This is a genomic window from Pseudochrobactrum albidum (assembly GCF_051851455.1).
GTDB lineage: Bacteria > Pseudomonadota > Alphaproteobacteria > Rhizobiales > Rhizobiaceae > Pseudochrobactrum.
This window is the reverse complement of the sequence record NZ_JBPVTR010000024.1, coordinates 91,046-116,134: the sequence shown is the minus strand read 5'-3', so window position 1 is coordinate 116,134 and position 25,089 is coordinate 91,046. Positions and strand designations below refer to the sequence as shown.

The following is a 25,089-nucleotide window of genomic DNA, read 5'->3' as shown; positions in this document are numbered from 1 at the left end:
TATGGAAAAGATCACAATACCGGTGCAGGCTTTGACGCCGGAGAATTTTGCACCTTTTGGCGATATTATTGAAACAGGTCTCGGTGAGGTGAAATCCATCAACTGGGATATGACCGAGCGGCACCATGCATTGGCAAAAGCCGATATTATTGGTGAGGCTCCGCAGGTTTTGATCAATATTTTTCGCAGTAAACCATGGGAGTTCCCCCTGACTGTCAAAATGGTTGAGCGCCACCCGTTGGGATCGCAGGCCTTTATGCCGCTGAACGGGCGCGATTATCTGGTCGTGGTGGCTGAGGACAAACATGATGCTCCTCAGGTGCCGGTGGCATTTCTGGCGCGGGGTCATCAGGGGGTAAATTATCATCGCAATATCTGGCATCATCCGCTTTTGGCGCTGGATGAAATATCGGATTTTCTGGTTGTGGATCGCGGGGGGGCGGGCAATAATCTGGAAGAATATTATTTCCCGCAGCAAAGTTTTATTATTTCAGGCCGGAATATCTGATCCGGCGCTGTGAATTGCAAATATCTATTGTTTAAAAGCGGCATAAATCACTCTGAAATGTCGCTTTAAAGCGCATGAGAAGATTAATTTGCCGCATGTGCCACAGCCCTACTTGACGGCCATCCGGAGGCATAACAATCTGTTGCTATGACACAGATGATCCGTTTTTTTCTGAATGGTCACCGGCAGGATGTTCAGGTCCGGCCAGATACAACGGTTCTGGAATGGCTGCGCGGGGAGGCGCGGCTCAAGGGAACGAAGGAAGGCTGTGCAGAGGGGGATTGCGGGGCGTGCTCCGTGTTGATCGGCACAGAAATGCAGGCGATTGCGCAGGCTGACACTGCGTCTGATATATTGCAGCCCCATCATGAAGATGGAGCTTTCCGCTATCGCGCTGTTAACAGTTGCATCCTGACAATGGGGCAACTGGATGGCAAGGCGCTGGTTACGGTTGAGGGGCTTAAAAATTCACAGCTCCATCCCGTTCAGGCTGCAATGGCTGAAAACGGCTCGTCACAATGCGGGTTTTGTACGCCGGGCATTGTGATGTCCCTGAGCGGGCTTGCAGCAGAATGCGCAAGCACAGGCATCAAGGTTGATGATCAGCTGATTCACGATACTCTTGCGGGCAATCTTTGCCGTTGTACCGGCTACCGCCCGATTGTTGAGGCCGCACGCAAGGTGATAGCGCAAGGCGGAGCACCGGTTGCAATGCCGGCCTGCGGTTCCCTGCAGGATATCAGCCCGCAAACAGGTTTCAGCCATGGCGGCTCAACCTATCATCAGCCACATAGTCTTAAAGAGTTGCTGGCGCTGCGCAGGCAATATCCGCACAGCCTGTTGCTGGCAGGAGGGACTGATCTTGGCGTGGCATTGGCAGATTATCATGAAGACTGGGATGAGGTTATCCTGACATCGCATGTGCACGAATTGCGCGAGATCCGTGAGGATGCAACCTCTTTTCGGTTTGGCGCTGCGGTAATATGGGCAGAGGTGCTGCGTGCCATTCGTGATTTTTATCCCTCACTCACAGTTTTGCTGCGTCGTTTTGGTTCTGTGCAAATTCGCAATCAGGGCACAATCGGCGGCAATATCGGCACGGCAAGTCCGATTGGTGATGGTGCGCCGTCCCTGATAGGCCTTGGCGCAGAGATTGAGCTGGCAAACGCAAATGGCAGCCGTAGTCTGGCTCTGGAGGACTTTTTTCTTGATTACCGCAAAACGGAATTGCGCGCTGATGAGGTGATTGCTTCTGTTACTGTGCCAAAACTCAACTCAGGGCAGGATTATCGCGTTTATAAAATTTCCAAACGCTATGATCAGGATATTTCCACCGTTTGCGGGGCATTCCGGCTGACACGGGAAAATGGCATTGTGACAGATGCCCGTATTGCCTTTGGCGGCATGGCGGCAATTCCAAAACGGGTTAAAAGTGCTGAACAGGCTTTGCTTGGCAGGGTGCTGGATCAGGCGGCGGTTGCTGCCTGTGCGCAGGCTGTTGCTGCAGAGCTCAACCCTTTGAGTGACTGGCGCGGCAGTGCGCAATATCGCCTGATGGTGGCGCAAAATCTGGTGGAGCGTCTGCGCCGTGATCTTGCTGGTGAAGTGGTGGAGGTAATGGCATTATGATTGCACTTAATCAGCCTTTTCCCACGCCAAAGGGCGCTTTGGATAAAGTGGAGCGCAGCATTGTCGGGCATGGTGTTGTGCATGATTCTGCAAGCCGCCATGTGGCAGGCGCTGCAGCCTATATTGATGATATGCCGGAATTGCCGGATACGCTTCATGCAGCCTTTATCCTGTCGCCGGTTGCCCATGGCCGGCTAAAAGCTATGGATGCCAGCGCCGCATTGGCACAGGCCGGTGTTGTGGGGATATGGGATGCGCATGATATTCCCGGTATCAATGATGTTTCTCCCGGCCAGCCGGGCGAGCCGCTTTTTGCGGAAGAATTGCTGGATTATCAGGGGCGGCCAATTGCGGTGATTGCTGCCACAAGCTTTGAGGCAGCCTATAAGGCCGCCAAACTGGTGAAGCTGGATATTGAAGAGCTTGCGCCGGTCTTGGATGTGGAAGAGGCCCATGCCCGCAAAAGCTATGTCATACCGCAGCAGGTGGTGCAGCAAGGCGATGCCGGCACAGCCATTGCCAATGCAGAACACCGGTTTTCCGGCCGCCTTGCCATGGGCGGGCAGGATCATTTCTATCTTGAAACCCATATTGCCTATGCCATTCCCGGCGAGAACTGGCCGCAGGAAAACGGCGATATGCTGGTGCATTCCTCAACACAGCATCCAAGCGAGGTGCAGCATCACGTGGCGCATGTGCTGGGGCTTCATGCGCATGCGGTGGAATGTCAGGTGCGGCGCATGGGCGGTGGCTTTGGCGGCAAGGAAAGTCAGGCAACCATCATAGCCTGTGCTGCGGCACTGGTTGCCGCCAAGACCGGACGCCCGTGTAAACTGCGCCTCAAGCGCCGTGATGATATGATTGCCACTGGCAAGCGCCATGATTTTGTGGTGCATTGGCAGGCAGGGGCCGATAGCCGCGGCCGCATCAAGGGGCTGGATATTGAGTTTCTCGCCCGTGCGGGAAACCTGCCCGATCTCACAGGGCCTGTTATAGCCCGTGCGCTGACCCATGCGGATAATTCTTATTTTGTTGAACATGCGCATTTTATTGGTCATGCCTGCAAGACCAATACAGTGTCCAACACGGCATTTCGCGGCTTTGGGGGGCCGCAGGGCATTATCGCAATTGAGGCAATTATTGATACAATCGCCCGTGAGCTAAGGCTTGATCCCAATCAGGTGCGGGCAATTAATTTTTATGGTGATGAAACAGGGGATGAGACACCCTATGGCCAGAAGGTGGAAGATAACCGGCTGGTGCAGGTAACACAGGCTGTGCTCGATAGCAGCGAGTGGCAAAAACGCCGCGCGGAAATTGATGCCTATAATGCCGCCAATCCGCTTATCCGCCGCGGGCTGGCGATGATGCCGGTGAAATTTGGCATATCTTTTAACCTCACAGCACTTAATCAGGCCGGTGCGCTGGTGCATGTCTATCAGGATGGCTCGGTGTTTTTGAACCATGGCGGCACAGAGATGGGGCAGGGGCTGTTTATCAAGGTCGCGCAGGTTGTGGCTGAGGTGTTTCAGATTGATCTTGATATGGTGCGCATCTCGGCAACCGCCACCGGCAAAGTGCCCAATACGTCTGCAACCGCGGCATCAACCGGCTCTGATCTTAATGGCATGGCGGCTTTTAAGGCGGCAACGGCAATCAAAAAACGCATGGCAAAGGTTGCTGCCTTGCATTATGGCCTGGATGAGGGCGAGATTATATTTCGGGATAATCGTGTTTATGCAGGCAATGAATCCATGTCTTTTGGTGAGCTTGCCAGGCTCACATGGTCAAAACGTGTACAGCTATCTGAAGCCGCTCATTACGCAACGCCCAAAATCCACTGGGATGGCAGGACAATGCGCGGCCGCCCGTTTTTCTATTTCACCTATGGTGCGGCGGTTGCCGAAGTGGCGGTAGATACGCTGACTGGTGAGACGCGCTGTCTGCGGGCAGATATTTTGCAGGATGTCGGTTTTCCGCTTAATCCGGTAATTGATCTTGGCCAGATTGAGGGCGCTTTTGTGCAAGGCATGGGCTGGGTGACCTGCGAGGAATTATGGTGGGACAAGGCAGGGCGATTGCGTACTATTGGCCCTTCAACCTATAAAATTCCGGGGTCTCGTGATGTTCCTGAAATTTTCAATATACGTATATTGGAAAATGCACCAAACCGTGAAGAAACAGTATACCGCTCCAAGGCAATTGGTGAGCCGCCTTTGATGCTTGGCATTTCCGTCTGGCTGGCAATCCGTGATGCAATTGCTTCAATTGCAGATCATCAATGGGCACCGGAGCTGGATGCGCCTGCCACGCCGGAAACTGTGCTGAAATCGATTGTCAAACTGCGCGAGCGGTATAAGCAGGAACAGCAGGCATGAATCTGCAGGAGTTGAACACGCTGCCTGAGGGTGATTTTATCGCGGCTCTGGGTGGTATTTTCGAGCATTCCCCCTGGGTTGCTGAAACTGTGGCGGGCAAGCGGCCCTTTGCCTCTGTTTCAGCATTGCATCAGGCTATGGTGCGGGCAGTTACACAAGCGGATATCAATAGACAATTGGCGCTGATCCGTGCACATCCGGATCTGGCAGGCAAGGCGGCGCGTGCGGGCACCTTGACATATGCATCAACGAATGAGCAGAAAGGGGCGGGGTTAGACCAGCTGGATGATGCGGAATATGAGCGGTTTCATCGCTTGAATACTGCTTATAAACAGCGTTTTGATTTTCCTTTCATCCTTGCTGTTCGTGGTTTTGACGGCAAAGGGCATGATAAATTGTCCATTCTCGCCAATTTTGAAATGCGCTTGAAAAACACGCCTGAACAGGAAATTTCTGAGGCACTGCGGCAGATTGCGCGTATCGCTGAGTTGCGTCTGGGGGATATGCTTGGCCTGTAGATTATATGCAGCAGAAAAGGTGTGGTTATGGCAAAACTCTCAACCCATGTTCTTGATACTGCGCGTGGCAAGCCGGCCGCTGCAATGCGCCTTGAACTTTATCGGGTGAAGGGCAGCGGTGAGCTGGAACTGGTGAAACGTACAACCACCAATCTTGATGGTCGCACGGATGAGCCCTTATTGGGCGAAACGGATATGCGTGCAGGCATTTATGAAATCCAGTTTCATGTGGCTGAATATTTTGATTCACAAGGTGCGGATATGTCGAAACCGCCATTTCTTGATTTGATTCCGATCCGTTTTGCAATTGCGGATGAGGATGCCAATTATCACGTGCCGTTGCTGGTTAGCCCCTGGTCTTATTCTACCTATCGCGGCAGCTGATACATAAAGCGGGAAAATTTATCCCCCTCCCTTGTTTCTTTCCTAAACTTTTCCCGTTCTTGAACAGCGGGAAAAGCACAATATGGAAACAACACCTAATCTTAAAATGCCTTATATTCTGCCAAGTCAGGCGCAGAAGCACGTGACGCATAATGAGGCACTGCGCTCTCTTGATGCGCTGTTGCATCTCTCGGTTTTAAGTCGGCAATATTCTTCCCCTCCGGTTACTGCGCAGGAAGGGGCACGCTATCTGGTTGCGGCCACAGCAGCAGATATGTGGCAGGGGCAGGATGGCAATCTTGCAGCTTTTATGGATGGCGAATGGTTTTTTTTCACGCCGCTGCGCGGCTGGATAATGCATGTGGCGGATGAGAATGCGCTGTTTGTCTTTGACGGCAACCAGTGGCAAATGCTGCTCAATCCGCAGCCAATGGCCGGCATCAATACGCAGGCCGATACCTATAACCGCCTTGCTGTGGCATCAGATGCGGTTTTGCTCACCCATAATGGTGCTGGGCATCAGTTGAAAATCAATAAAAATTCAAGTGAGAATGCGGCAACTTTGTTATTTCAAAGCGGCTGGACAGGCTATGCGGAAATGGGTCTTGCCGGTGAGAATAATTTCAGCATCAAGGTTGCCGATGATGCAGGGCAATGGCGCCAGGCATTGCGGGTAGATCGCGCAAGCGGCAATATTGCCGTTGGTGCTGTGTGGCCAACTGCGCCTTTACATGTGGATGGAGCAATTCGTCCCGGAGCCTGTACTGTTGCAACTCTGCCCTCAGCACAAAATCATGGTGCCGGTTCTATAATTTTTGTAGAGACGCCAACCGGCGGAAAACTTGCTTATTCCGATGGTGCAAACTGGCTGTGGATACATGACAGCAGTTCTGTAACAGCGTAATTTCTTATAATTTTGTCAGGATTTTTATCCGGCCTTGGGGTGATATCATCATTGCAGGCCGGATATTTATTATTGAGTTTGAATTATTCATCAGGGCGCTTGTAAAACAAGCACCTGTTTATTTCACAAGCGTCATTCCCACGGCATTACGCCCCTTTAAAGTCGCACTATGTGGCTTAACGAAACAACGGTCACTGTGGAGGCTTTTTTGTTTGGGAATGCACATTCTTATAATGGGGGATTATAAAATCTTTAATGTAGTAATAAAATATGAATTGCTAATTTACTGATTTTAAAATTATTAATTATATTAGTTATTTTATATATAAGGCAGCTTCATCTGAAAACTGAGATGCAAGGCTACTGCCGGAAAAGGGGACAGAAAGAAGCATGATCTTGTTTGCAGGCCTTTCGACCCGGCTTTCAAAACTCCCACGTATAACAAAACAATTTATAACACTTTGTGTTGATATTCTTATTTTATTGCTGGCCGTCTATCTGGCTTATGCCTTGCGTTATGGTGTTCTGTTTGAACCGAATATAAAACAGGTATTTTTGATATTGGCAGCGCCTCTGGTGGCTGTATCGGTTTTTATCCGCTATGGCCTGTATCGTGCGGTTATTCGCTATTTGCCGGAAAAGGCGATCTGGTCGATTTTTCAGGCCACTGCTGTCGCGGCACTTTTATGGGTTGCGCTTGTGTTCCTCACCGAAATGACCGGTGGCACCGGTGTGCCGCGCTCTGTTCCGCTTATATATTGGCTGGTGGCAACAATTCTTATTTCAGCCTCGCGCTTTACGGCAAAATGGCTGTTGCATGATGCTTCCGGCCAGTTAAGGCGTGAGGCGGCGCTGATAATCGGCACAGGCGAGGCCGCGCAGCAACTTGCGGCAGCATTGCGCGCGCACAGTGATATGTTTGTTGCCGGATTTATCGGGCGTGAAACATCCCTGCAAGGAATGGATATTGCGGGCATCCGTGTCTATGCACCTGCGGCATTGGCGCAGCTTATTGATAATTATGGTGTCAGTCAGGTGGTGTTTTCTGATCCGCAAATGACTGAAGATGAGCGTAAATCCTATATTTCTATTTTGGGGCGCAAGAAAGTACGCAGCAGTATTCTGCCGCCGATTGCAGATCTTACCCGTGGCAAATATCTGCTTGGTGCTTTGCGCAAAGTGGAGATCGATGATCTGCTTGGCCGCTCTCCGGTGCCGCCGGATGAGACAATGCTGCAATCCATGATTGCGGGGCGCTCAATTATGGTCACGGGTGCAGGTGGTTCTATCGGCAGTGAATTATGCCGTACCATTATTAACTGGAACCCGCGCAGGCTGGTGCTTTTTGAGGCCAGCGAATTTGCGCTCTATCAGCTTGAACGCAAGCTGAAAATGCAGGCCCATTGCGAGATTGTGCCTGTGCTGGGATCTGTGACGCGTCAGGAATTGGTTGAGGAGGTGATTGCAGCACATCATATTGATACTGTTTATCATTGCGCTGCATATAAACATGTGCCGCTGGTGGAGATGAATCCGGTAGTGGGTATGCTCAATAATATTATGGGTACTAAAGCGGTTGCTGATGCCGTGCTGAACAGGCAGGTGCCGCGTTTTACTTTGATTTCATCGGATAAGGCCGTGCGCCCCGCCAATGTGATGGGGGCAACCAAACGCTGGGCTGAACTTGTGGTGCGTTATTATAGTGAGCTGGCACAGAAAAAGGGGAGTGGTCAGGTTTTTTCCTGTGTGCGTTTTGGCAATGTCCTGGGCTCTAACGGCTCTGTTGTTCCCCTGTTTCGCGAGCAGATTGCAGCTGGCGGGCCTGTTACGCTTACGCATGAACAGATGACCCGTTATTTCATGTCGATCAGGGAGGCGGCTGAGCTGATTATTCAAGCAGGCGCCGTTACCGGCAGTGGTGATACGGCGCTGCTTGAGATGGGAGAGCCGGTGAAAATTCGCGATCTTGCTGAAAATATGATTTTAATGGCAGGGCTGACAGTGCGTGATGAGGCTAATCCTGACGGGGACATTGCAATTTCTGTAACCGGTATCCGTGAGGGGGAGAAGCTTTATGAGGAGCTGTTCTATGATCCTGATAAGGCGCTGCGCACCAAACACCCTAAAATTCTTTGTGCAGAAAAACGTGGCCGTAAAGCCGCCGAAATACCTGAGCGCCTACAGCAATTGCAAATGCTGATTGATAATCATGATGTGGAAGGGGCAAGAAAGCTGTTGTTCAGCTTTATCAATTGATATTTATCTTGCGGCAGATTTGTCCGGCGCATTTATTTTCTTCGAAAATATTTTATCAATAATCCTGTAAGCAGCAGTGCAAACATAAGGCCTGCTATATGGCCTGACCTGTCGGGCAGGGCAACTAATATGGCCGCGATTGTGCCAAGCGCCAGATTAAGCAGTGCAATGCTTCCGGTAATTTTATAGACCGACATGCCGGAACGTTTGGCGACTTGATAGGCATGGGCAGAATGTGCCTGTAAAATATTTTCACCTCTGTAAAGGCGCAGCATTATGGTTGAGGCGGCATCAACAATATAATAGAGCGATAAAATAAGAGCAGGTATAATGCCTGCCTGCCGGGCAAAGAGCAGCAAGGTAACGGCACTGATCAGCCCCAGAGGCAAACTGCCGGAATCGCCGGAAAATATACGTGCCGGCGGACGGTTAAACAGAGCAAAGCCGGCCAATGCGCCGCTGGCGGCAAAGGCAATAATGCTGATGCTGTTATCCTGTAAAAAACAGGCGGCAATCAGGCCCAGTAAAAATAAGGGGATGCCCGCGCCGCTGACAGTGAGCCAATCCAGCCCGTCCATGAAATTGGTAACATTAATACAGCTGAGAATGGCAATAATCAGCAGAAAATATTCTGCAGGATAAGGCAGATAAGCCGGCAATAGCCGATACTGGCCGCCTAGTCCGTATAATGCGCAGGCTGCGGCTGCAAGCTGAAGGAACAGGCGGATGCGGACAGAAAGTTCATTCTTATCATCCAGATAACCGGTCACACATAAAAGCAGACAGGAAAAAACAAGGCTGCCGCCAAGCTGCAGCGGGATCAAACCAGCCGGCATGGCCAGCGTGATTGCCGCGCAGAATATAGGAATATAGGCCAGTCCGCCCAATTGCCGTGCGGCAGTGCTGTGATTGGAGCGCGAGGAGATTGCCGCTGCCAGAAAATCTTGCGCAGTAAAATGCGTGAGCAACAGGAGTAGCAGGCATGTCTGCGCCAGACATGAAATAAAGATCAGCATAAACAGCAACAAGAACACCACCCCATATTAAAAGAGATGATAGTATTAATAGCTGTTACTGGTTTGGTAAACCATTTCGGCTGTGCATCTGATACCGCAGTGAGCTGAAAATTTGCTGTGCGCTTGGTGTGGAAGCCAGGCAGCACGATCAGACATATAGGGCAGGTGCGGAGATTGAGCTCAACTGTTGGGGATTGGTTGTTTTAATTGTAAAAATCTCTTCACAGTGCATTGCACAATGAATTTCTTGCGGCTATAAGCCGGACGACCGCGAAAGAATCTCTTGATTTTTTGTTGGGGCGTAGCCAAGCGGTAAGGCAGCGGTTTTTGGTACCGCCATTCCCTGGTTCGAATCCAGGCGCCCCAGCCATATTTTTCCGTAAGAAGCCATATTTTTCCGCAAGCTTATTTTTATCACTGAATGAATAAAAAATAATTTTTATAATCTGTATTGCGGTTTTAATATATTTAATTAGTTTGTTTTAACAAAATAATGATCTTATTTTATGAGTTTTTTATTTTATTTTTTATAAATGTAAAATTTATTTTAAAATATTTTACTTTTAAAATTCTGTTAAATAAAAAAACATTTTTTGACTGGGATATCGATTTTTTTATTTAAAAATGATAAATAAATATTGCCTGTATAATTATATAAATAATGACACGCATTCCATTCTGCTATCTGTATAAAATTATTGAATAAAATTTTATAGAATGAACTGTGGTCAGTTGTTGTCAACAGCTTGAGAATGTGTTGTTGGAGGGGGTATTTGTTATCGACCCGGGAAGCGATAGTCGATGATTATACAATATATTTTGAATTTTGACGCACACTCATTATTTGTTGCAAATTCCATTTCGTTTGGAGCGTTTGCTGTTGCGTTTTTTTTCGCTTTTGTGAGGCAGCGTGATAAGGCCTATTGGTTTTATCTGATGATAGGCAATGTTGCTACGACATTGTGTTTTGTTACTTTTTTATTGGCAGATCGCGCGCAGGTATCGCATTTTATGATCGCCAATATTTTTCTTGTGCTTGGCATTGCATTGCGCTGGCAAGCGATAAGGGTATTTTTTTATCGTCAGCCTTCTTTTACCGTTCTTTGCGGATTTCCGGTTTTGGTACCGTTGCCCTATATGCTGTATTTTTACTGGGATTATAATTTTATTTTCAGTGCTATAAATATAATTATTCTCGTGGAGTTTGTATTTATTATTTATGAATTATTCCGTGACCGTAGTGAAAGCCTGCCTTCCCGCTGGGGGTTGGGAATTGCTTATAGTGTTATAGCTTTATTCACAGTCTTTCGGATTTTGCAGAGCTGGCTTGCAGAGACAGGAGCACTCTTTTTTTTACAGCAGAACAGCCTGTTGAACATTCATTTACTTGTGGTTTTAGTGCATATTATTGCAAGTGGTATTTTTGTAATTTCTCTGTCTTATGAGCGGGGTTTGTTTGAATTACGGCAAATGACGCTGCGGGATCCGCTGACAGATCTTTATAATCGCAGGGCATTTGAAATGATGTTGGGCAAGTTTCGCCCTGCAGACGGTTCTTTTGCGTTGATCATCCTCGATATTGATCATTTTAAGCGGGTTAATGATCTTTTCGGGCATGATGCCGGTGATATAGCTCTCAAACGATGCGCTTCCATTCTTAATCGGATGTTTCGCAAAACAGATTTTGTTGCGCGCATCGGCGGCGAGGAATTTGTGATAATCATGCCGGAAACAGCCATGGAAAAGGCGTTTGAATTTGCCGAGCGTGCCCGTGAGGCAATTGAGGAGGATGTATTTGAACACAATGGCAATCTGATCCGGCTGACAATCAGTGCCGGTGTTTGTCAGGCGGCGGCAGGTGCGGCATCTATGGCGGAAATTACCAGAAAGGCAGATGCCAGCCTCTATAGTGCAAAAAACAAGGGCCGCAACCGGGTGGAGATGTATGCAGCCTGAAAAGAGCAAATTTTTGGTTTGAAAAATGCCGGCAGGCTTTCCTTCAGCCTGTACAGTGCCGATATTTTGGCTCTTAAGATGTTTTTTTAAAAAGCCGTAGCGGGGTGTTTTTGCGCTTGAGGCGGATTGTGTTTTTTTCTGAAAGTGGCAGCTTCATTGGCGATAATGCCGGTATGCCTTGGCGATAGCTGAAGCTGATATTTGTGATTTTTTTGCGCTGTTATCTGCCGTAAACAGACATGTGTTTTATCGTCAGACAAGGCAGGATTATATAATATTCTGCGTTAATTCCTCTTGAAACCGGCCTTGGTTAAAAATTTTTCTATAGCGTGAGAACCGCGCAAATGCGGGCATTTATGCCGGTTTTACCATTGGAATTGCGTAAGTTTTTATAATTTCGCATTGATATCTTCTGCCATATCCTCATTATACGGGGCATGTCACAAATCTATAATAATATTTAACGGGCGAGGGGAGTAAGCTTATGCGTAAGACTTATCTGAAGATTGCAGGTGCATTGGCGGCTACAGTGTTGGCCGGGAGCGCATTGGCAGAAACCATCACAGTCTATACCGCTTATGAAGAAGATGAGGCGGCGGCATTTCTGGCAGAGGCAAAAAAGGCCTTGCCGGATGTGGATATCAATATGTTGCGCCTGTCCAATGGTGATCTTATCGCCCGTGTCATCGCTGAACAGGCTAATCCGCAACATGATGTTTTGTGGGGTGTTGCTGTAACATCACTTTTCAATCCGGATATTATCAAAACATTGGAGCCATATAAGCCGGCCGATGCGCAGGCCATTCCTGCACAATTCCGCGATAAGGAAGATCGCTGGTTTGCCGTTACCGGTTATATGGCGGCGTTTTGTGTTAATAATGAGCGCCTTAAAGCCAAGGGGCTGGCCATGCCAAAATCATGGGAGGATCTGACGGATCCTGCCTTTAAAGATGAGGTGGTTATGCCAAATCCGGCCTCTTCCGGCACCGGCTATATTCAGATTGATTCCCTTATTCAGCAGATGGGTGAGGAGAAGGGCTGGGCGTTTCTTGATCGTCTTGATAAAAATGTTGCGCAATATATCAAATCCGGTTCCAAGCCATGCAATGTTGCCTCTATGGGGGAATATACTGTAGGTGCATCTTTTGAGCTGCGGGCAATCAAGAATATTGCTGAGGGCTATCCTATCACTATGGTCATCCCTTCCGAAGGGGCGGGCAATGAGCTGGAAGCCAATGCGCTGGTTTCCACATCCAAACATAAAGAGGCTGCAAAACGTTTCCTTGATTGGACTGCGAGCAAGCCGGCTGCGGACGAATATTACAAGTGGAAGGCGATTGTGACTATTCCGGGCGGTGAAATGCCGGAAACATTCAAGAATGCAGGCCTGCCGGAAGATGTGTCGGAAGTCCTGTATCCGGTTGATTTTAAAGCAGCTGCCGATGAGCGCACCAAGATCATCGAGACATGGCAGAAAAAATACGAGCGCTAAAAAATAATGGCCGCCGGTTATCCGGTGGCCATTATGCCCGTAAGCTTGGCAATATCCGTTAAGCTTGGCGATATATTGTGAGGCAGGCAATATATTCTGCATGAATGCATAAGGTTGTCCGGCAAGCACAGCGGTGAAAACCGGTTCGGCAATATCTTCCTGCATATGTGAACAGGTTGCAGCTTATATCCGTCCGGCACTGCGCGGTAACCATTGCGTCCTTGTCAATATATGAGCTTTCCTCACAAGAGCAGAGAGCGAATTTTGCAAAGCGTGGCTGCGCGATTGTGCCTTTGCAGGCAAGACAGATAAAAATAATCATAAAACGGGGAAACTGCGGCGCATAATTATTCCGCAGGACAACAAAATACCAAAGGAAGCCGAACCAATGGATTTAAAAATTCAGAACATCATTAAAACCTATGGCACTGTTAAGGCGCTTGATAATGTATCTCTGAATATTCCGCATGGTTCTCTGGTGTGTTTTCTGGGTCCGTCCGGCTGCGGAAAAACCACTTTGTTGCGCTCGGTTGCCGGTCTGGAAGAGATTGATTCCGGTTCGATTATGCTTGGCAATGCCGATCTTTCCCGCACTCCGGCGCGTTCACGCAATTTTGGCGTGGTGTTTCAGTCATATTCGTTGTTTCCGCATATGACGGCGGCGCGCAATATTGCCTATGGTTTGGAATGCCGGCGCTGGACAAAAACGCAGATTGCAACACGTGTGCGTGAAATGCTTGATCTGGTGCATCTGGCTGATCAGGCTGATAAATTACCGGCACAAATGTCCGGCGGGCAGCAGCAGCGCATTGCCATTGCCCGCGCACTTGCGCCCAATCCCTCTTTGTTATTGCTGGATGAGCCGCTCTCAGCGCTTGATGCCAAGGTGCGTGAGGGATTGCGTAATGAGATCCGCTCTTTGCAGAAACGTGTCGGCATTACCACCATCATGGTTACACATGATCAGGAGGAGGCATTGGCCATGGCTGATGTGATTGTGGTGATGAAAGATGGCCATATTGAACAGGTTGGCACACCGCAAATGCTTTATCAGCAACCGCTTACCAGTTTTGTGGCTGATTTTATCGGCCGTATGAATATTTTGCCGCTGGATGAGGGGCAAGGCGGCGGGCTGCATTTTGCCGGCCAGAAGCTGCGGCTTCATGCGGATAACAAGGCAGATATGTCGCTGGTTAAAAAAGTTGGCATTCGTCCTGAGGCTGTCAGCCTTTTACCAGCCTCAGCACAGGTGGCGGGCGATAATCATTTTGCTGCAACCATTGGCGATCTCACTTATCTTGGGCATATATCCAGGCTGGATGTTATGCCTGATAACAGGCCGGATATAAAAATCAGCGTGGAAATGCATGGCGCCTTTAATGGCGGCGGGCATATTCCGCAAGCTGGTGATGCGGTAACGGTTCATCTTCCTGCTGAAGCCTTGCGGGTGCTGGCATGAGCAATTCGGAACTGACATTGACACAGCAGGGTGGCGCGGCACTCAAACGCGGTATTTTCAGCGATAATATGATCTCATGGGTGGTAACCATTGGTATGACTGCCCTGATCCTGATCTTTCTGGTGATGCCGCTCTGGGCAATTCTGGTGCTGGGTTTCAGCGCGCCCGATGGCTTTGGGCTTGGCAATTTTACCCGTACTTTCACCACCGCACGGTTCTGGACATTGGTGTTAAACAGCCTGGGCATGGCGCTTACCTGCACGGTTATTGTAACCGTAATGGCCTATATTTATGCCTATGCCCTGCAGCGGGCCAATGTACCGTTTAAACCCTTGCTGCGCATGGCGGCGCTGGTGCCGCTTTTTGCGCCCTCGCTGGTGCAGGCGCAGGGGCTGGTGCTTTTATTGGGGCGCAATGGCATTCTCAATCGGGAACTCAATCTTGATATTGATATTTACGGTTTCTGGGGGGTGGTGATCGCCAATGCGCTTTATGCTTTTCCCTATGCATTTCTCATTCTGTCAGCAGCACTTGCGGTGAGTGATGCCCGCCTGCATGAGAGCGCTGAGGTGCTTGGGGCGGGGCCGTGGCGCATTTTCCGCACACAGACTTTGCCTGCCACGCGCTATGGGCTGGCGGCGGCCTGTTTTGTCGTTTTCAATCTGGTGATGACCGATTTTGGTAATCCTATGGTGATTGGCGGTGATTTTAACGTGCTGGCCACAGAGGTCTATAATCAGGTGATTGGTCAGGCACAATTTGGCCTTGGCGCAGTGATTGGCATTGTGCTGCTGTTGCCGGCGGTTTTTGCTAAATTGCTGGAAAAAAGGCTGACGCGTCAGCAGCAGGCGTTGCTCACATCGCAGGCGCGGCCAATGGTGGCCAAAGCCTCGCCGCGGCGTGATCTGTTTCTGGGGCTTTATACCTATCTTGTCCTGGCGCTGATTATGAGTGTTATTGTGATTGTGGTATTGGCAAGTTTTGTCCGCCTCTGGCCATATAATATGACATTCACCCTGCAACATTATCAGTTTGATGTGCAAAATGGCACGGCACCTTTGTGGAACAGTGTCAAAATCAGTCTGGCGACAGCGGTAATCGGAGTAGCTATTGCCGGATTGACTGCCATTGCAGTGCAGAAGTTTAAAAATCCGCTGACAGGCCCGCTGGCTTTTCTGGCTATTTTGCCGTCGGCCGTGCCGGGGATGGTGCTGGGGCTTGGCTATGTGCTGGCCTTTAACAATCCGTCCAATCCGCTGCATTTTCTCTATGGCAGTTTTACACTGATTATCATTCTCAGCGTCTATTATAACCACGCCCATGCATTTCTGATTTCCTCAACCAGCCTGAAACAGATCAGCGGCTCCTTTGATGAGGCATCAACCATGCTTGGCGGCAGTGTTGTCACCACATTGCGCAAAATAACCCTGCCATTGCTGTGGCCGACATTGCTGGGTGTCGGGGTGCTGTTTTTCATGCGCACCATGGTATCTTTGTCGGCAGTGATTTTTCTCACCACACCGGCAACACAGGTGGCTTCAATTTCCGTACTGCAATTATCTGATCGCGGCGCGGTTAATCAGGCCGCAGCATTCTCGGTTTGTATCATGCTTATTGTGGTGCTGGCACTTTTGATTGTGCGGGGCATTCTCTGGGCGTTCGGTGCAAAAAATATAACGCTGATCCGCTAGAATAGCGCACTTAAGAAGGCTCGGATAAATAAAGCCCGCCTTGTTGATGAAGGCGGGCTTGTTATCCGGTGAAAGAGCGGCTCAGGCCGCTTTTTCAAGATTGATGCGCTGCGCAAGCCGCACAATGCCCGCACAGGCTTGGGCAATTTGTGCATCGGCAATGCTGAGGCTAAGCCGCAGAAAACCGGTGAGGTTGCTGCCAAAGGAATCGCCGGGCATTGTGGCAATTTTTTCTTCTTCCAGAAGGCGCATGGCAAATTCTGCGCCGCTCAGGCCGGTGGCGCGGATATCTGCAAGAATAAACATGCCGGCTTGCGGTATTTTGCAGGCAATGCCGGCCTTGCCATCTAGTTGCTGGGCAATCATCTGCGCACGGCGGTGGAAATTTTCCAGCATTTGCGCAGCAGCAGTTGCAGGGCGCGATAATGCATAGGCAGTCATATCCGCGATAAAGGGCTGTACGCCAAACAGGATGGATTCAGATAATGGCAACAGGCGTTCAGTAAATTCCTCCGGCCCCACGCACCAGCCGCTGCGAAAACCCGGCGCAGAATGTGATTTGGAAATGGAAGCAACAACCACAGTGCGCTCTGCCAGTTCCGGCAGATCAAGCGGCGAGGCAAATTCGCCATCAAAAACCAGCAATTCATAAACTTCATCGGAGATAATCCAGAGATTATGTTTGCGGCATATTTCTCCGATTGCGGCAATATCCTGCCGGCTTAGCATGGCGCCGGTCGGATTATGCGGGCTGTTAAGCAAAAGCACACGGGAGCGGGGCGTGATAACCTTTTCCAGATCTTCCGCCTGTAATCGAAACCCGTTTTTTTCATAAATCGGCACATAGACAGGGGTGGCGCCGGTGGCTTTGATCACACCTTCATAAGTGGCATAGCAGGGATTGGTGGTGATAACCTCATCACCCTTTTCCGCCAGACCAAGCATGGCAATGGCAAGTGCGCTTTGCGTGCCGGGAAAGCAGAGAATTTGTTGCTCGCTTATAGTGCGGCCGGTTCGTTTTGAATATTTGTCCGACAGGGCTTTGAGAACTGAGGCCTCACCACGCCCGCTTGTATAGCGGGTGCGGCCTGCCCGCATGGCGCGCGTTGCTTCGTCAATCATATCCGCCGGAGTGGGAATATCCGGCTCACCAATGGTCAGTTCAATAATTTCCTCGCCATTTGCCTTCATCTCGCGGGCGCGGATATGCACAGCCCATTTGTGCGATCCTTTATAGCCAAGACGCCCGGTAATCTGCGCATAATGCATTTTGAGCGTTCCTCCGTTTTTATTTATGCTTTGTTATTGATAAAGTTGCTGGCTTTGTAGCCTATGGCTGCAAACAAACACAGTGCTGTTTTGGTATGATGTCAGAAAAACAAACAAATTATGGTGAGGATGACGCCTTGCCTTTAGTGGCGAATTTTTATGCAGATTGTGGCGGCAGGGCAGGGGATGAATTAATCTGCTTGGAAGCAGCCAGCCATAGTGATAAGGCGGTAAAACACGGCCTGTGCCAATAGGACAGATGATAATAAATAGCCGCTTTGGCTGCCAATATACCGATGAGGTTGCAATGACAAATGCCAATCTGACACTTTTTATCTGCGAGGTGCTGATGGCGCTTGGCGCTTTTACAGCATTGACAGGTTTGGTGATTGTGCTCTTCTCCATTGATTTGCAGAAGAATGATGCACAAGCCGCATCGGGCAGGCCTTATATTTTGACAGGCTCCCGACATGTGCGCACAGGTCTGGTTCTGGCAGTACTGGGATTCCTTTTTATTGCACTGTCCAGTTTTTTTGAGCTGATTATATATTGATTGGCATCAGCCGTTAATCGGGGCATATATCTGTGCGGATATGTCCGGCGGCTATCAGGAACATCCGCCCCCCATATTGGCAAAAGCAAAGCAGATTTTAACAGTTTCGGTGTGTTTCATAAACTTGAATCATAACTGTTAAGCCGCTGTCATAATGAGCTTCTATTGCAGAACCACAGTTTCAACCAAGTGGGTTCTGCAATGTTCAGAAAAATTTCAATCGCTGCCTTGATGCTTTCAGTTTCTGCCACCGCTTCCGTGGCTGCCACCAATATCAGCTGGTGGCATGGTATGGGCGGTGCTAATGCCGATGTGATCAATGAGGTTTCCAAGCGCTTCAATGAATCGCAGCAGGCCTGCTCCCTCACACCGGTTTCAAAAGGCTCTTATGAAGAGGCTCTGGCTTCGGGTATTGCAGCATTCCGCTCCGGCGAGCAGCCAAATATTTTGCAGGTTTTTGATGCCGGCGCAGCCACCATCATCAATGCCAAAGGGGCAACTGTGCCTGCGGAAGATCTGATCAATAATGCCGGTTATAAATTTGACCGCAATGCCTTTATTGAAGGCGTGCGTTATTTTTATGCTGCGCCGGATGGCAAATTTGTCGGCATGCCGTTCAACTCTTCCGCGCCGATCATGTATATCAATACAGAGGCGCTGAAAAAGGCCGGTGTTGAGGTACCGAAAACCTGGGAAGAGTTTGAAGCCATTGCGCCAAAGCTTAAAGAAGCCGGCTATATTCCGCTTACCGCCTCACAGCTGACATGGCAATTTACGGAGAACTTTTTCTCCCGCCACAATATCCAGTTCGCCACCAATAATAACGGCTATGACAGTGTGCAGGACACCAGGCTGAAGGTGACGGATCCAAACCTCATCATGATGTTTGAGAAGCTGAAAGATTGGGCGGATAAAGGCTATTTCGGCTATTATGGAGCTGGCTGGGCTGATAACCAGAAACCGTTTGATGAAGGCAAGGTTGCTTTCTGGATCGGGTCTTCGGGTTCTTTTGGCGGCTTGCAAAAAGCTGCCAAAATGGAGTTCTCGGCTGATTTTCTGCCCTATTGGCAGGCAATTGACGGTGCAGGCACCAATACCTTTATCGGCGGTGCAGCCCTGTTTGCCATGGCCGGCAAGCCGGATGCGGAAAACAAATGCGTGGCTGATTTCTTCCAGTTCCTGACCTCGCCGGAAGTGCAGAAATATTACCATCAGGCAACGGGCTATGTTGCGATTACCAAGGCCGCTTATGAGTTGGCCAAAGCTGAAGGCTATTACGAAAAAACACCGGTTGCCGAAGTTGGCATCAAGCAGCTGATGCTGCCATCAGGTGAGTGGTCAAAAGGCTATCGTCTTGGTTTTTATCCGCAGATACGCAGCATCATGGAGCGTGAATATAACCGTATTTTTGCCGGTGAAACTTCAGTGAAACAGGCTTTCGAGACCATTGAAAAAGAAGGCAATGACCTGCTGACCCGTTTTGCGAAAACCGCAAACTAAAAAACATCTCATCAATATGATGAACGGGGTTGGCACGGAATATGCCGAACCCCGTTTTCAATCCGCTTCTTTTAAAATATGGGGATTTGCCGCGTGGCATATATCCAGACTTCACAATCATCAAAACTGGCAGGGCTGCGCTCACTTTTGCGGCTCTCAGGCAGGGCAGGGCAGGCAGAACCGGCAAAGCGTGTGCAGTTTAATGCGCAATGGCTGCCCTATCTGCTGCTGGCACCGCAATTGGCAGTGGTGCTGATCTTTTTTTACTGGCCGTCGGTACAGGCCATTCAATCATCCTTTTTTATCGAGGATCCGTTTGGCTTTGGTTCAACCTTTGTCGGGCTGGAAAATTACGCTGATGTTCTGATTAGCCCGGAATATCACAGCATTGCCGGTTTTACCGCAATCTTTACCATTTTAGTAACAGTCTTGTCGCTTGGTGCCGGCATGGTGCTGGCTGTCAAGGCTGATGCGGTTATCCGCGGCAATGCCGCTTATAAAACCGTGCTGATCTCAGTCTATGCCATTGCGCCGCCCGTTGCCGGACTTATCGGGATGATGATGTTTGATCAGCATATCGGCCCTTTCGTAAAAATGGCCTCATGGTTTGGCTGGGATATGAAAATCGGGCTGAATTATTTTGATACCGCCTTTGCGATGATTATCGTTTCGGTGTGGAAGCAGATCCCTTATAATTTTATTTTTATATTGTCTGGCTTACAGGCTGTTCCGGCTTCTGTGCGTGAAGCCGCGGTGATGGATTGCCGTTCCGGTGCGCGTCGTTTTTACACTGTTATCCTGCCTTTACTGGCGCCAACCGTATTTTTTCTGCTGATCATCAATATCACTTATTCGCTGTTTGATACTTTCGGCGTGATCGATGTGATGGTGAAGGATAAGGCGGCCAATAATCCGGTTACGCTGGTCTATAAAGTGTTTATGGATGGCTTCCGCGGCAATGATATTGGCAGTTCTTCGGCACAATCTGTCATTTTGATGCTGGTGGTCTTTGTTCTGACTATTGTGCAGTTCCGCTTTGTTGAGCGGCGTATTCATTATAATTGATCGGGTGACCCAAATGCATAAAACCAGATTGACCGATCATCTTATTCTGCTTGCCGGTGCATTATTTCTGATCTTGCCGGTGGTGGTGGCTTTTACCACTTCCAGCCATACAGCTGCGGATATTCATTCCAATGGCCTGTCTTTAAGCTGGGGTGATAATTTTACTGAAACTTACGAAAAAGTGCTGACCCGCGAGGGCGGTTTTACCGGGCAGATCACCGGTTCGCGGATGGTGATGAATTCGCTGATCCTTGGGCTTGGCTTTGCTATTGGCAAGATCGTGCTTTCAATGCTGGCGGCCTATGCGATTGTTTATTTCCGCTTTCGTTTTGCCACACTGGCTTTCTGGCTGATTTTCACCACACTGCTTCTGCCGCTGGAAGTGCGCATTGTGCCGTCTTATCAGGTTGTATCGTCTTTTGGCATGCTCAACAGCTATTCAGGATTGATCATACCCTTGCTGGCTTCAGCGACCGGAACATTCTATTTCCGGCAGTTTTTCAAATCCGTTCCTGATGAGCTGCTGGAAGCCGCCCGTATTGATGGGGCAGGGCCGGTCAAATTTTTTATTGATGTGCTGGTTCCCCTGTCACGAACCATGATTGCCGCCATGTTCATCATCATGTTCGTCTATGGCTGGAACCAGTATCTCTGGCCAATGCTGGTAACAACGGATGAGAGTTTTTTCACGCTGATGCGCGGTATCAAACAGATTCTGCAGGTGTGGGTGGGGTCGCAAATTCCTGATTATAACGAGGCTTTCGCCCTTGCTGTGCTGGCTATGGTGCCGCCGGTTCTGGTTGTGGTGGTGTTCCAGCGTTGGTTTATCAAAGGCCTGACCGAGAGCGACAAGTAACAAATTTCAAGGAGCCTTTGATGGCACAGGTTAAAATTGAAAATGTTTCAAAGATTTATGCAGGCGGTACCAAAGCCGTTAATAATGTAAATATTGATATCAAAGACGGCGAATTTATCGTGCTGGTCGGCCCCTCCGGCTGCGGCAAATCCACTTTGCTGCGCATGGTGGCGGGGCTGGAGACCATCTCTGAAGGCACTGTCAATATTGGCGGCCGTGCGGTTAATAATATGGAGCCGGCTGATCGTGATATAGCCATGGTGTTTCAGAATTATGCGCTTTATCCGCATATGAGCGTCTATGATAATATGGCCTATGGTTTGCGCAACCGCAAAACCCCGAAGGAAGAGATTGAAACACGTGTGGCAGAAGCTGCGCGAATGCTGGAGTTGCAGCCCTATCTGCAACGCAAGCCGCGTGCGCTTTCCGGTGGTCAGCGCCAGCGTGTGGCCATGGGGCGGGCAATTGTGCGCAAGCCTGCGGTGTTTCTCTTCGATGAACCCTTGTCCAATCTTGATGCCAAATTGCGCGTTTCCATGCGCGGTGAAATCCGCCATTTGCAGCACCGCCTTGGCACAACCTCAATTTATGTAACCCATGATCAGCTGGAAGCGATGACGCTGGCTGACCGTTTGGTGGTTCTGAATGGCGGACAGATTGAGCAGATTGGTGCGCCATTGGAGATTTATCATCAGCCTGCATCCACCTTTGTGGCCGGTTTTATCGGCTCGCCGGCGATGAACTTGTGTGATGCCACATTGCATCAGACACAATTGATGTTAGGCGCCGATGTGCTGCAATTGCATGATCTGCTACCGGTGCAGGGTGAAATTACCATTGGTATTCGTGCTGAGGATTTGCACCAGATTGCAGCAGATGAGCACACTCAGGAGCCGGTCTTGCAACTGCGCACGGATTATGTGGAGGAGCTTGGCGCGCAGCGCATTGTGCATGGTTATGCAGGCAATCAGAAACTGGTGGTTGCCCTGCCGCCGCAGGCACAGATCCATGAGCAGATGCGCCTGACCGTTGCGCGCGAGAAACTGCATTTTTTTAATAAACCAAGTGGTAAACGTATTGAAGTATCGCAAACGGCTGCAACTTCTATAAAAACCGCACAGGCTGTTTCTGCCTGAAGCCCGAGACATAGCATGACTGAAGTAAAAAGTGTTGAAACCATGATCCGCGCCACAGTGGATGCACTGGATGTGCCATCTCTGGAGGAGCGCCAGACTATTACACAACTGGATAAAACCGTATCTGCCCATGATGCAAAACTGGTTTCTATGGCCTGTATGACCCATGTTGAAACCGGCGGGCAGGCCGATGGGAAGAATTGCGCCGCTGCGCCGCTTGCTTTTCCCTTCAACGTGACGGCATGGAACATGGAGCGCTGCCTGTTTGCTAAAGAAAGTGCTGCCAAAATGCTGGCCGAAAAACCGGCAGTGGCACTTTTGAGCGAGATGGATAATGGCATGGCACGTACCGCACAGCGCAATACTGTTGCGGAACTTGCGCACCTTATGGCCATGGAATATGCCTATGGTGTGGAGTTTATCGAACTCGGCCTTGGCTCAGAGATCGAACATTCTTTTTGTAAGGATGATTTCAATGAAAAAGGATTTCACGGCAATGCGCTGATGTCCTCGGTGCCGATGCAGCGTATTTTTATTCAGCGTCTTGCCGGTGAGAGGCTGTGGTTTTTCAATGGCGGCGATCAACCCCGTCTTGGAGAGCGCAATGCCGTCGGCGCGGTGATTGAAACAGTTGACGGGCCGTTTCTGGCGGTTTCTGTGCATCTGGAAAGCGCCGCTCCGGCAGCTTATCGTGAAAAACAGGTGGCACAGCTTATTGATGCATTGGAAGCGGAATTCGGCACTATGCCGGTGCTGATTGGCGGTGATCTCAATACCGGCAATCATGCAGGGGGGGATTTTGAGGCGGAAGGTCTGTTTCGTGTGGCCGCTGAACGCGGCTTTACCCGTCACGGCGGCGCACCGGAACAGATGACCACCCGCCCGAGCCTGATCACCCGCTGGCCGGACCGCGCAATGAAACTGGACTGGTTCTTGAGCCGCGGGCTCAATATTACAGAAAGCAGGATTATCTCTTCACTGGATGAGAATGAACGCCCGCTCTCAGATCACGATATGATTGTCTGCCGTGTGGATGGTTTGGCATAAGCAGAAACAGCAGGGGCGCGGCGGTAACTCACGCGCCTTTATGCGCTCCGGCTTTGTGTAATTTCATTTCCCGCCGCCTTTGGGCGGAAGAGGCAATGCCCAGTTCCTCGCGATATTTGGCAACTGTCCGGCGGGCAATTGCAATGCCTTTGCCGGAAAGCACCTGCACAATAGCCTCATCCGACAGCACGGTTTCAGCATTTTCCTGGGCTATCAGGGCGCGGATTTTGCTGCGCACAGCCTCGGAGGCAAAATCGCCATGTGCTCCTTTGCCCTTGATAGCAGCATTGAAAAAATAGCGAAATTCATAAAGCCCTTGCGGGGTAAGCATATATTTCTGCCCTGCCACGCGGCTAATTGTGGATTCATGCATTTCAATGGCATCGGCCACCATTTGCATAGTCAATGGTTTTAATGCCTCAGCCCCCTGATCCAAAAAGTCCTGCTGTCGTGTGATAATTTCAGTGCCAACGCTTAAAATCGTATTGGCGCGCTGTTCAAGGCTGCGGATCAGCCAGCTTGCTTTGCTGCGGCATTGACGCAGAAAATCTTTTTCCTCTTTGCTGCGCGCTGCCTCACCAAGTTTGCGGCTGTAATCCTCATTCATTATTATGCGCGGCAAAGCCTGCGGGTTAAGCGTGGCCTGCCATTGCCCGTCTGTGGTTTTGCTGACCAGAATATCCGGTATGATGGTAATAGCCGGTGCGCTGTCAAAGATCAGGCCGGGTTTGGGGTTCAGCCCGCGCAATTCACCAAGTAAACCGGACAGGTCTTCGTTATCCAGATTACAGAGCTTTTTAAGGCTATTGAAATCGCGCTTTGCCACCAGATCAAGATGTTTGATAACAAGGCTCATTTCAGCACTCAACCGGTCATCGGCAATGAGTTGCAGGCGCAGACATTCCGCCAGATTACGGGCGAAAATTCCCGCCGGCTCAAAAGTCTGGCATTGGCGCAGTACTTTCATAATCTGCTCTGCTGAGACAGCAAGGCGTTTGGCAATCTGAGCAAAATCCGCATGAAGATAACCGGTATTATCCAGCGTTTCAGCTAAGGCTTCGGCAATCCTGCGCTCTGCAGGGTCACGAAAATCAAGATTGATCTGCTCTGCCACATGATCTTGCAGGCTGTGCTGCACAGTACCGAGATAATCGGCAGAGAAGCCCGCGCCGGATACGGATGAGGCTGAAGATCCGGCTGTTTTTTGCAGCAGCGGATTGGCTTCCGCTTCGCTGTGCACAAAATCCTCCAGCTCCGCACGGCTCATTTGCAGCAATTTGAGTGATTGCTGCATTTGCGGTGTCATTGTCAGCGATTGGGTTTGCCGTAAAACCGGTTTGGAAGATAGTGCCATTGCTCCAATTATAGCATGGTTTTCAATAGTGTTCACATATCATGAATTTACTATAGATCTGATATGGGAAATTATATTTTTGTATTTGAGGCTTGTCACAGGGCAAAAATATATGCGA

The 25,089-nt window shown here is 49.7% G+C and carries 20 protein-coding genes and 1 tRNA gene; 18 read left to right on the top strand and 3 right to left on the bottom strand.

Features of this window, described 5'->3' with window-relative positions:
- Position 1: 1 nt before the first annotated feature.
- The 7 genes from ACSTTO_RS11645 (at position 2) to ACSTTO_RS11615 (ending at position 8,577) form a co-directional block, all read left to right on the top strand.
- A complete protein-coding gene (locus tag ACSTTO_RS11645; RefSeq protein WP_439273377.1) occupies positions 2 to 508 on the top strand; it encodes an ureidoglycolate lyase in 507 nt (168 codons plus the stop codon).
- A gap of 147 nt (positions 509 to 655) precedes the next feature.
- The gene (xdhA, locus tag ACSTTO_RS11640; protein ID WP_439273376.1) at positions 656 to 2,137 is read left to right on the top strand and encodes a xanthine dehydrogenase small subunit; all 1,482 of its coding nucleotides are present in this window, start codon (positions 656 to 658) and stop codon (positions 2,135 to 2,137) included.
- Complete coding sequence (gene xdhB / locus ACSTTO_RS11635) at positions 2,134 to 4,515, top strand: xanthine dehydrogenase molybdopterin binding subunit (RefSeq protein WP_439273375.1); 2,382 nt, start codon at positions 2,134 to 2,136, stop codon at positions 4,513 to 4,515. Before xdhA ends, xdhB begins: the two co-directional genes overlap by 4 nt.
- Positions 4,512 to 5,033 carry a 2-oxo-4-hydroxy-4-carboxy-5-ureidoimidazoline decarboxylase gene (gene uraD / locus ACSTTO_RS11630; protein ID WP_439273374.1) on the top strand — a complete coding sequence of 174 codons (522 nt, stop codon included), beginning with the start codon at positions 4,512 to 4,514 and terminating at the stop codon, positions 5,031 to 5,033. The genes xdhB and uraD overlap by 4 nt, the downstream gene beginning before the upstream one ends.
- A 27-nt stretch (positions 5,034 to 5,060) precedes the next feature.
- Entirely contained in the window at positions 5,061 to 5,417 is a 357-nt protein-coding gene (gene uraH, locus ACSTTO_RS11625; protein ID WP_439273373.1) for a hydroxyisourate hydrolase, read from the top strand.
- Between the two features lie 82 nt (positions 5,418 to 5,499).
- Complete coding sequence (locus ACSTTO_RS11620) at positions 5,500 to 6,321, top strand: DUF2793 domain-containing protein (protein ID WP_439273372.1); 822 nt, start codon at positions 5,500 to 5,502, stop codon at positions 6,319 to 6,321.
- Between the two features lie 390 nt (positions 6,322 to 6,711).
- On the top strand, positions 6,712 to 8,577 hold the full coding sequence (locus ACSTTO_RS11615; protein ID WP_439273371.1) for a polysaccharide biosynthesis protein: 1,866 nt from the start codon (positions 6,712 to 6,714) through the stop codon (positions 8,575 to 8,577).
- A 32-nt stretch (positions 8,578 to 8,609) separates the two neighbouring features.
- Here ACSTTO_RS11615 and ACSTTO_RS11610 read toward each other — a convergent pair whose 3' ends face one another.
- Positions 8,610 to 9,602, bottom strand: coding sequence for an MraY family glycosyltransferase (locus ACSTTO_RS11610; protein ID WP_439273808.1), 993 nt, complete (start codon positions 9,600 to 9,602; stop codon positions 8,610 to 8,612).
- A 286-nt stretch (positions 9,603 to 9,888) separates the two neighbouring features.
- Between ACSTTO_RS11610 and ACSTTO_RS11605 the strand changes: the two genes are divergently transcribed.
- The 5 genes from ACSTTO_RS11605 (at position 9,889) to ACSTTO_RS11585 (ending at position 16,191) form a co-directional block, all read left to right on the top strand.
- Positions 9,889 to 9,963: transfer RNA gene (locus ACSTTO_RS11605), tRNA-Gln, on the top strand.
- Between the two features lie 641 nt (positions 9,964 to 10,604).
- Complete coding sequence (locus tag ACSTTO_RS11600; RefSeq protein WP_439273370.1) at positions 10,605 to 11,549, top strand: GGDEF domain-containing protein; 945 nt, start codon at positions 10,605 to 10,607, stop codon at positions 11,547 to 11,549.
- Positions 11,550 to 12,033: 484 nt separating this feature from the next.
- On the top strand, positions 12,034 to 13,041 hold the full coding sequence (locus tag ACSTTO_RS11595) for an ABC transporter substrate-binding protein (protein WP_439273369.1): 1,008 nt from the start codon (positions 12,034 to 12,036) through the stop codon (positions 13,039 to 13,041).
- Between the two features lie 388 nt (positions 13,042 to 13,429).
- On the top strand, positions 13,430 to 14,500 hold the full coding sequence (locus ACSTTO_RS11590) for an ABC transporter ATP-binding protein (RefSeq protein ID WP_439273368.1): 1,071 nt from the start codon (positions 13,430 to 13,432) through the stop codon (positions 14,498 to 14,500).
- Positions 14,497 to 16,191, top strand: a complete 1,695-nt coding sequence (locus ACSTTO_RS11585) for an ABC transporter permease subunit (RefSeq protein WP_439273367.1) — start codon at positions 14,497 to 14,499, stop codon at positions 16,189 to 16,191. The genes ACSTTO_RS11590 and ACSTTO_RS11585 overlap by 4 nt, the downstream gene beginning before the upstream one ends.
- A gap of 81 nt (positions 16,192 to 16,272) precedes the next feature.
- Here the strand turns inward: ACSTTO_RS11585 and ACSTTO_RS11580 are convergent, their stop codons facing one another.
- Positions 16,273 to 17,460, bottom strand: coding sequence for a pyridoxal phosphate-dependent aminotransferase (locus ACSTTO_RS11580; RefSeq protein WP_439273366.1), 1,188 nt, complete (start codon positions 17,458 to 17,460; stop codon positions 16,273 to 16,275).
- A 307-nt stretch (positions 17,461 to 17,767) separates the two neighbouring features.
- Here ACSTTO_RS11580 and ACSTTO_RS11575 point away from each other — a divergent pair, with 307 nt between their 5' ends.
- The 6 genes from ACSTTO_RS11575 (at position 17,768) to ACSTTO_RS11550 (ending at position 23,617) form a co-directional block, all read left to right on the top strand.
- Entirely contained in the window at positions 17,768 to 18,013 is a 246-nt protein-coding gene (locus tag ACSTTO_RS11575) for a hypothetical protein (RefSeq protein ID WP_439273365.1), read from the top strand.
- A 201-nt stretch (positions 18,014 to 18,214) separates the two neighbouring features.
- Positions 18,215 to 19,513 carry an extracellular solute-binding protein gene (locus ACSTTO_RS11570; RefSeq protein ID WP_439273364.1) on the top strand — a complete coding sequence of 433 codons (1,299 nt, stop codon included), beginning with the start codon at positions 18,215 to 18,217 and terminating at the stop codon, positions 19,511 to 19,513.
- Between the two features lie 135 nt (positions 19,514 to 19,648).
- Complete coding sequence (locus tag ACSTTO_RS11565; RefSeq protein ID WP_439273807.1) at positions 19,649 to 20,578, top strand: ABC transporter permease subunit; 930 nt, start codon at positions 19,649 to 19,651, stop codon at positions 20,576 to 20,578.
- Between the two features lie 13 nt (positions 20,579 to 20,591).
- Positions 20,592 to 21,434, top strand: coding sequence for a sn-glycerol-3-phosphate ABC transporter permease UgpE (ugpE, locus tag ACSTTO_RS11560; RefSeq protein WP_439273363.1), 843 nt, complete (start codon positions 20,592 to 20,594; stop codon positions 21,432 to 21,434).
- Positions 21,435 to 21,454: 20 nt separating this feature from the next.
- A complete protein-coding gene (locus tag ACSTTO_RS11555) occupies positions 21,455 to 22,570 on the top strand; it encodes a sn-glycerol-3-phosphate import ATP-binding protein UgpC (RefSeq protein WP_439273362.1) in 1,116 nt (371 codons plus the stop codon).
- 15 nt (positions 22,571 to 22,585) lie between these two features.
- Positions 22,586 to 23,617, top strand: coding sequence for an endonuclease/exonuclease/phosphatase family protein (locus ACSTTO_RS11550; RefSeq protein ID WP_439273361.1), 1,032 nt, complete (start codon positions 22,586 to 22,588; stop codon positions 23,615 to 23,617).
- Between the two features lie 28 nt (positions 23,618 to 23,645).
- Here ACSTTO_RS11550 and rpoN read toward each other — a convergent pair whose 3' ends face one another.
- Positions 23,646 to 24,971, bottom strand: coding sequence for an RNA polymerase factor sigma-54 (rpoN, locus tag ACSTTO_RS11545; RefSeq protein ID WP_439273360.1), 1,326 nt, complete (start codon positions 24,969 to 24,971; stop codon positions 23,646 to 23,648).
- Positions 24,972 to 25,089 lie beyond the last annotated feature (118 nt).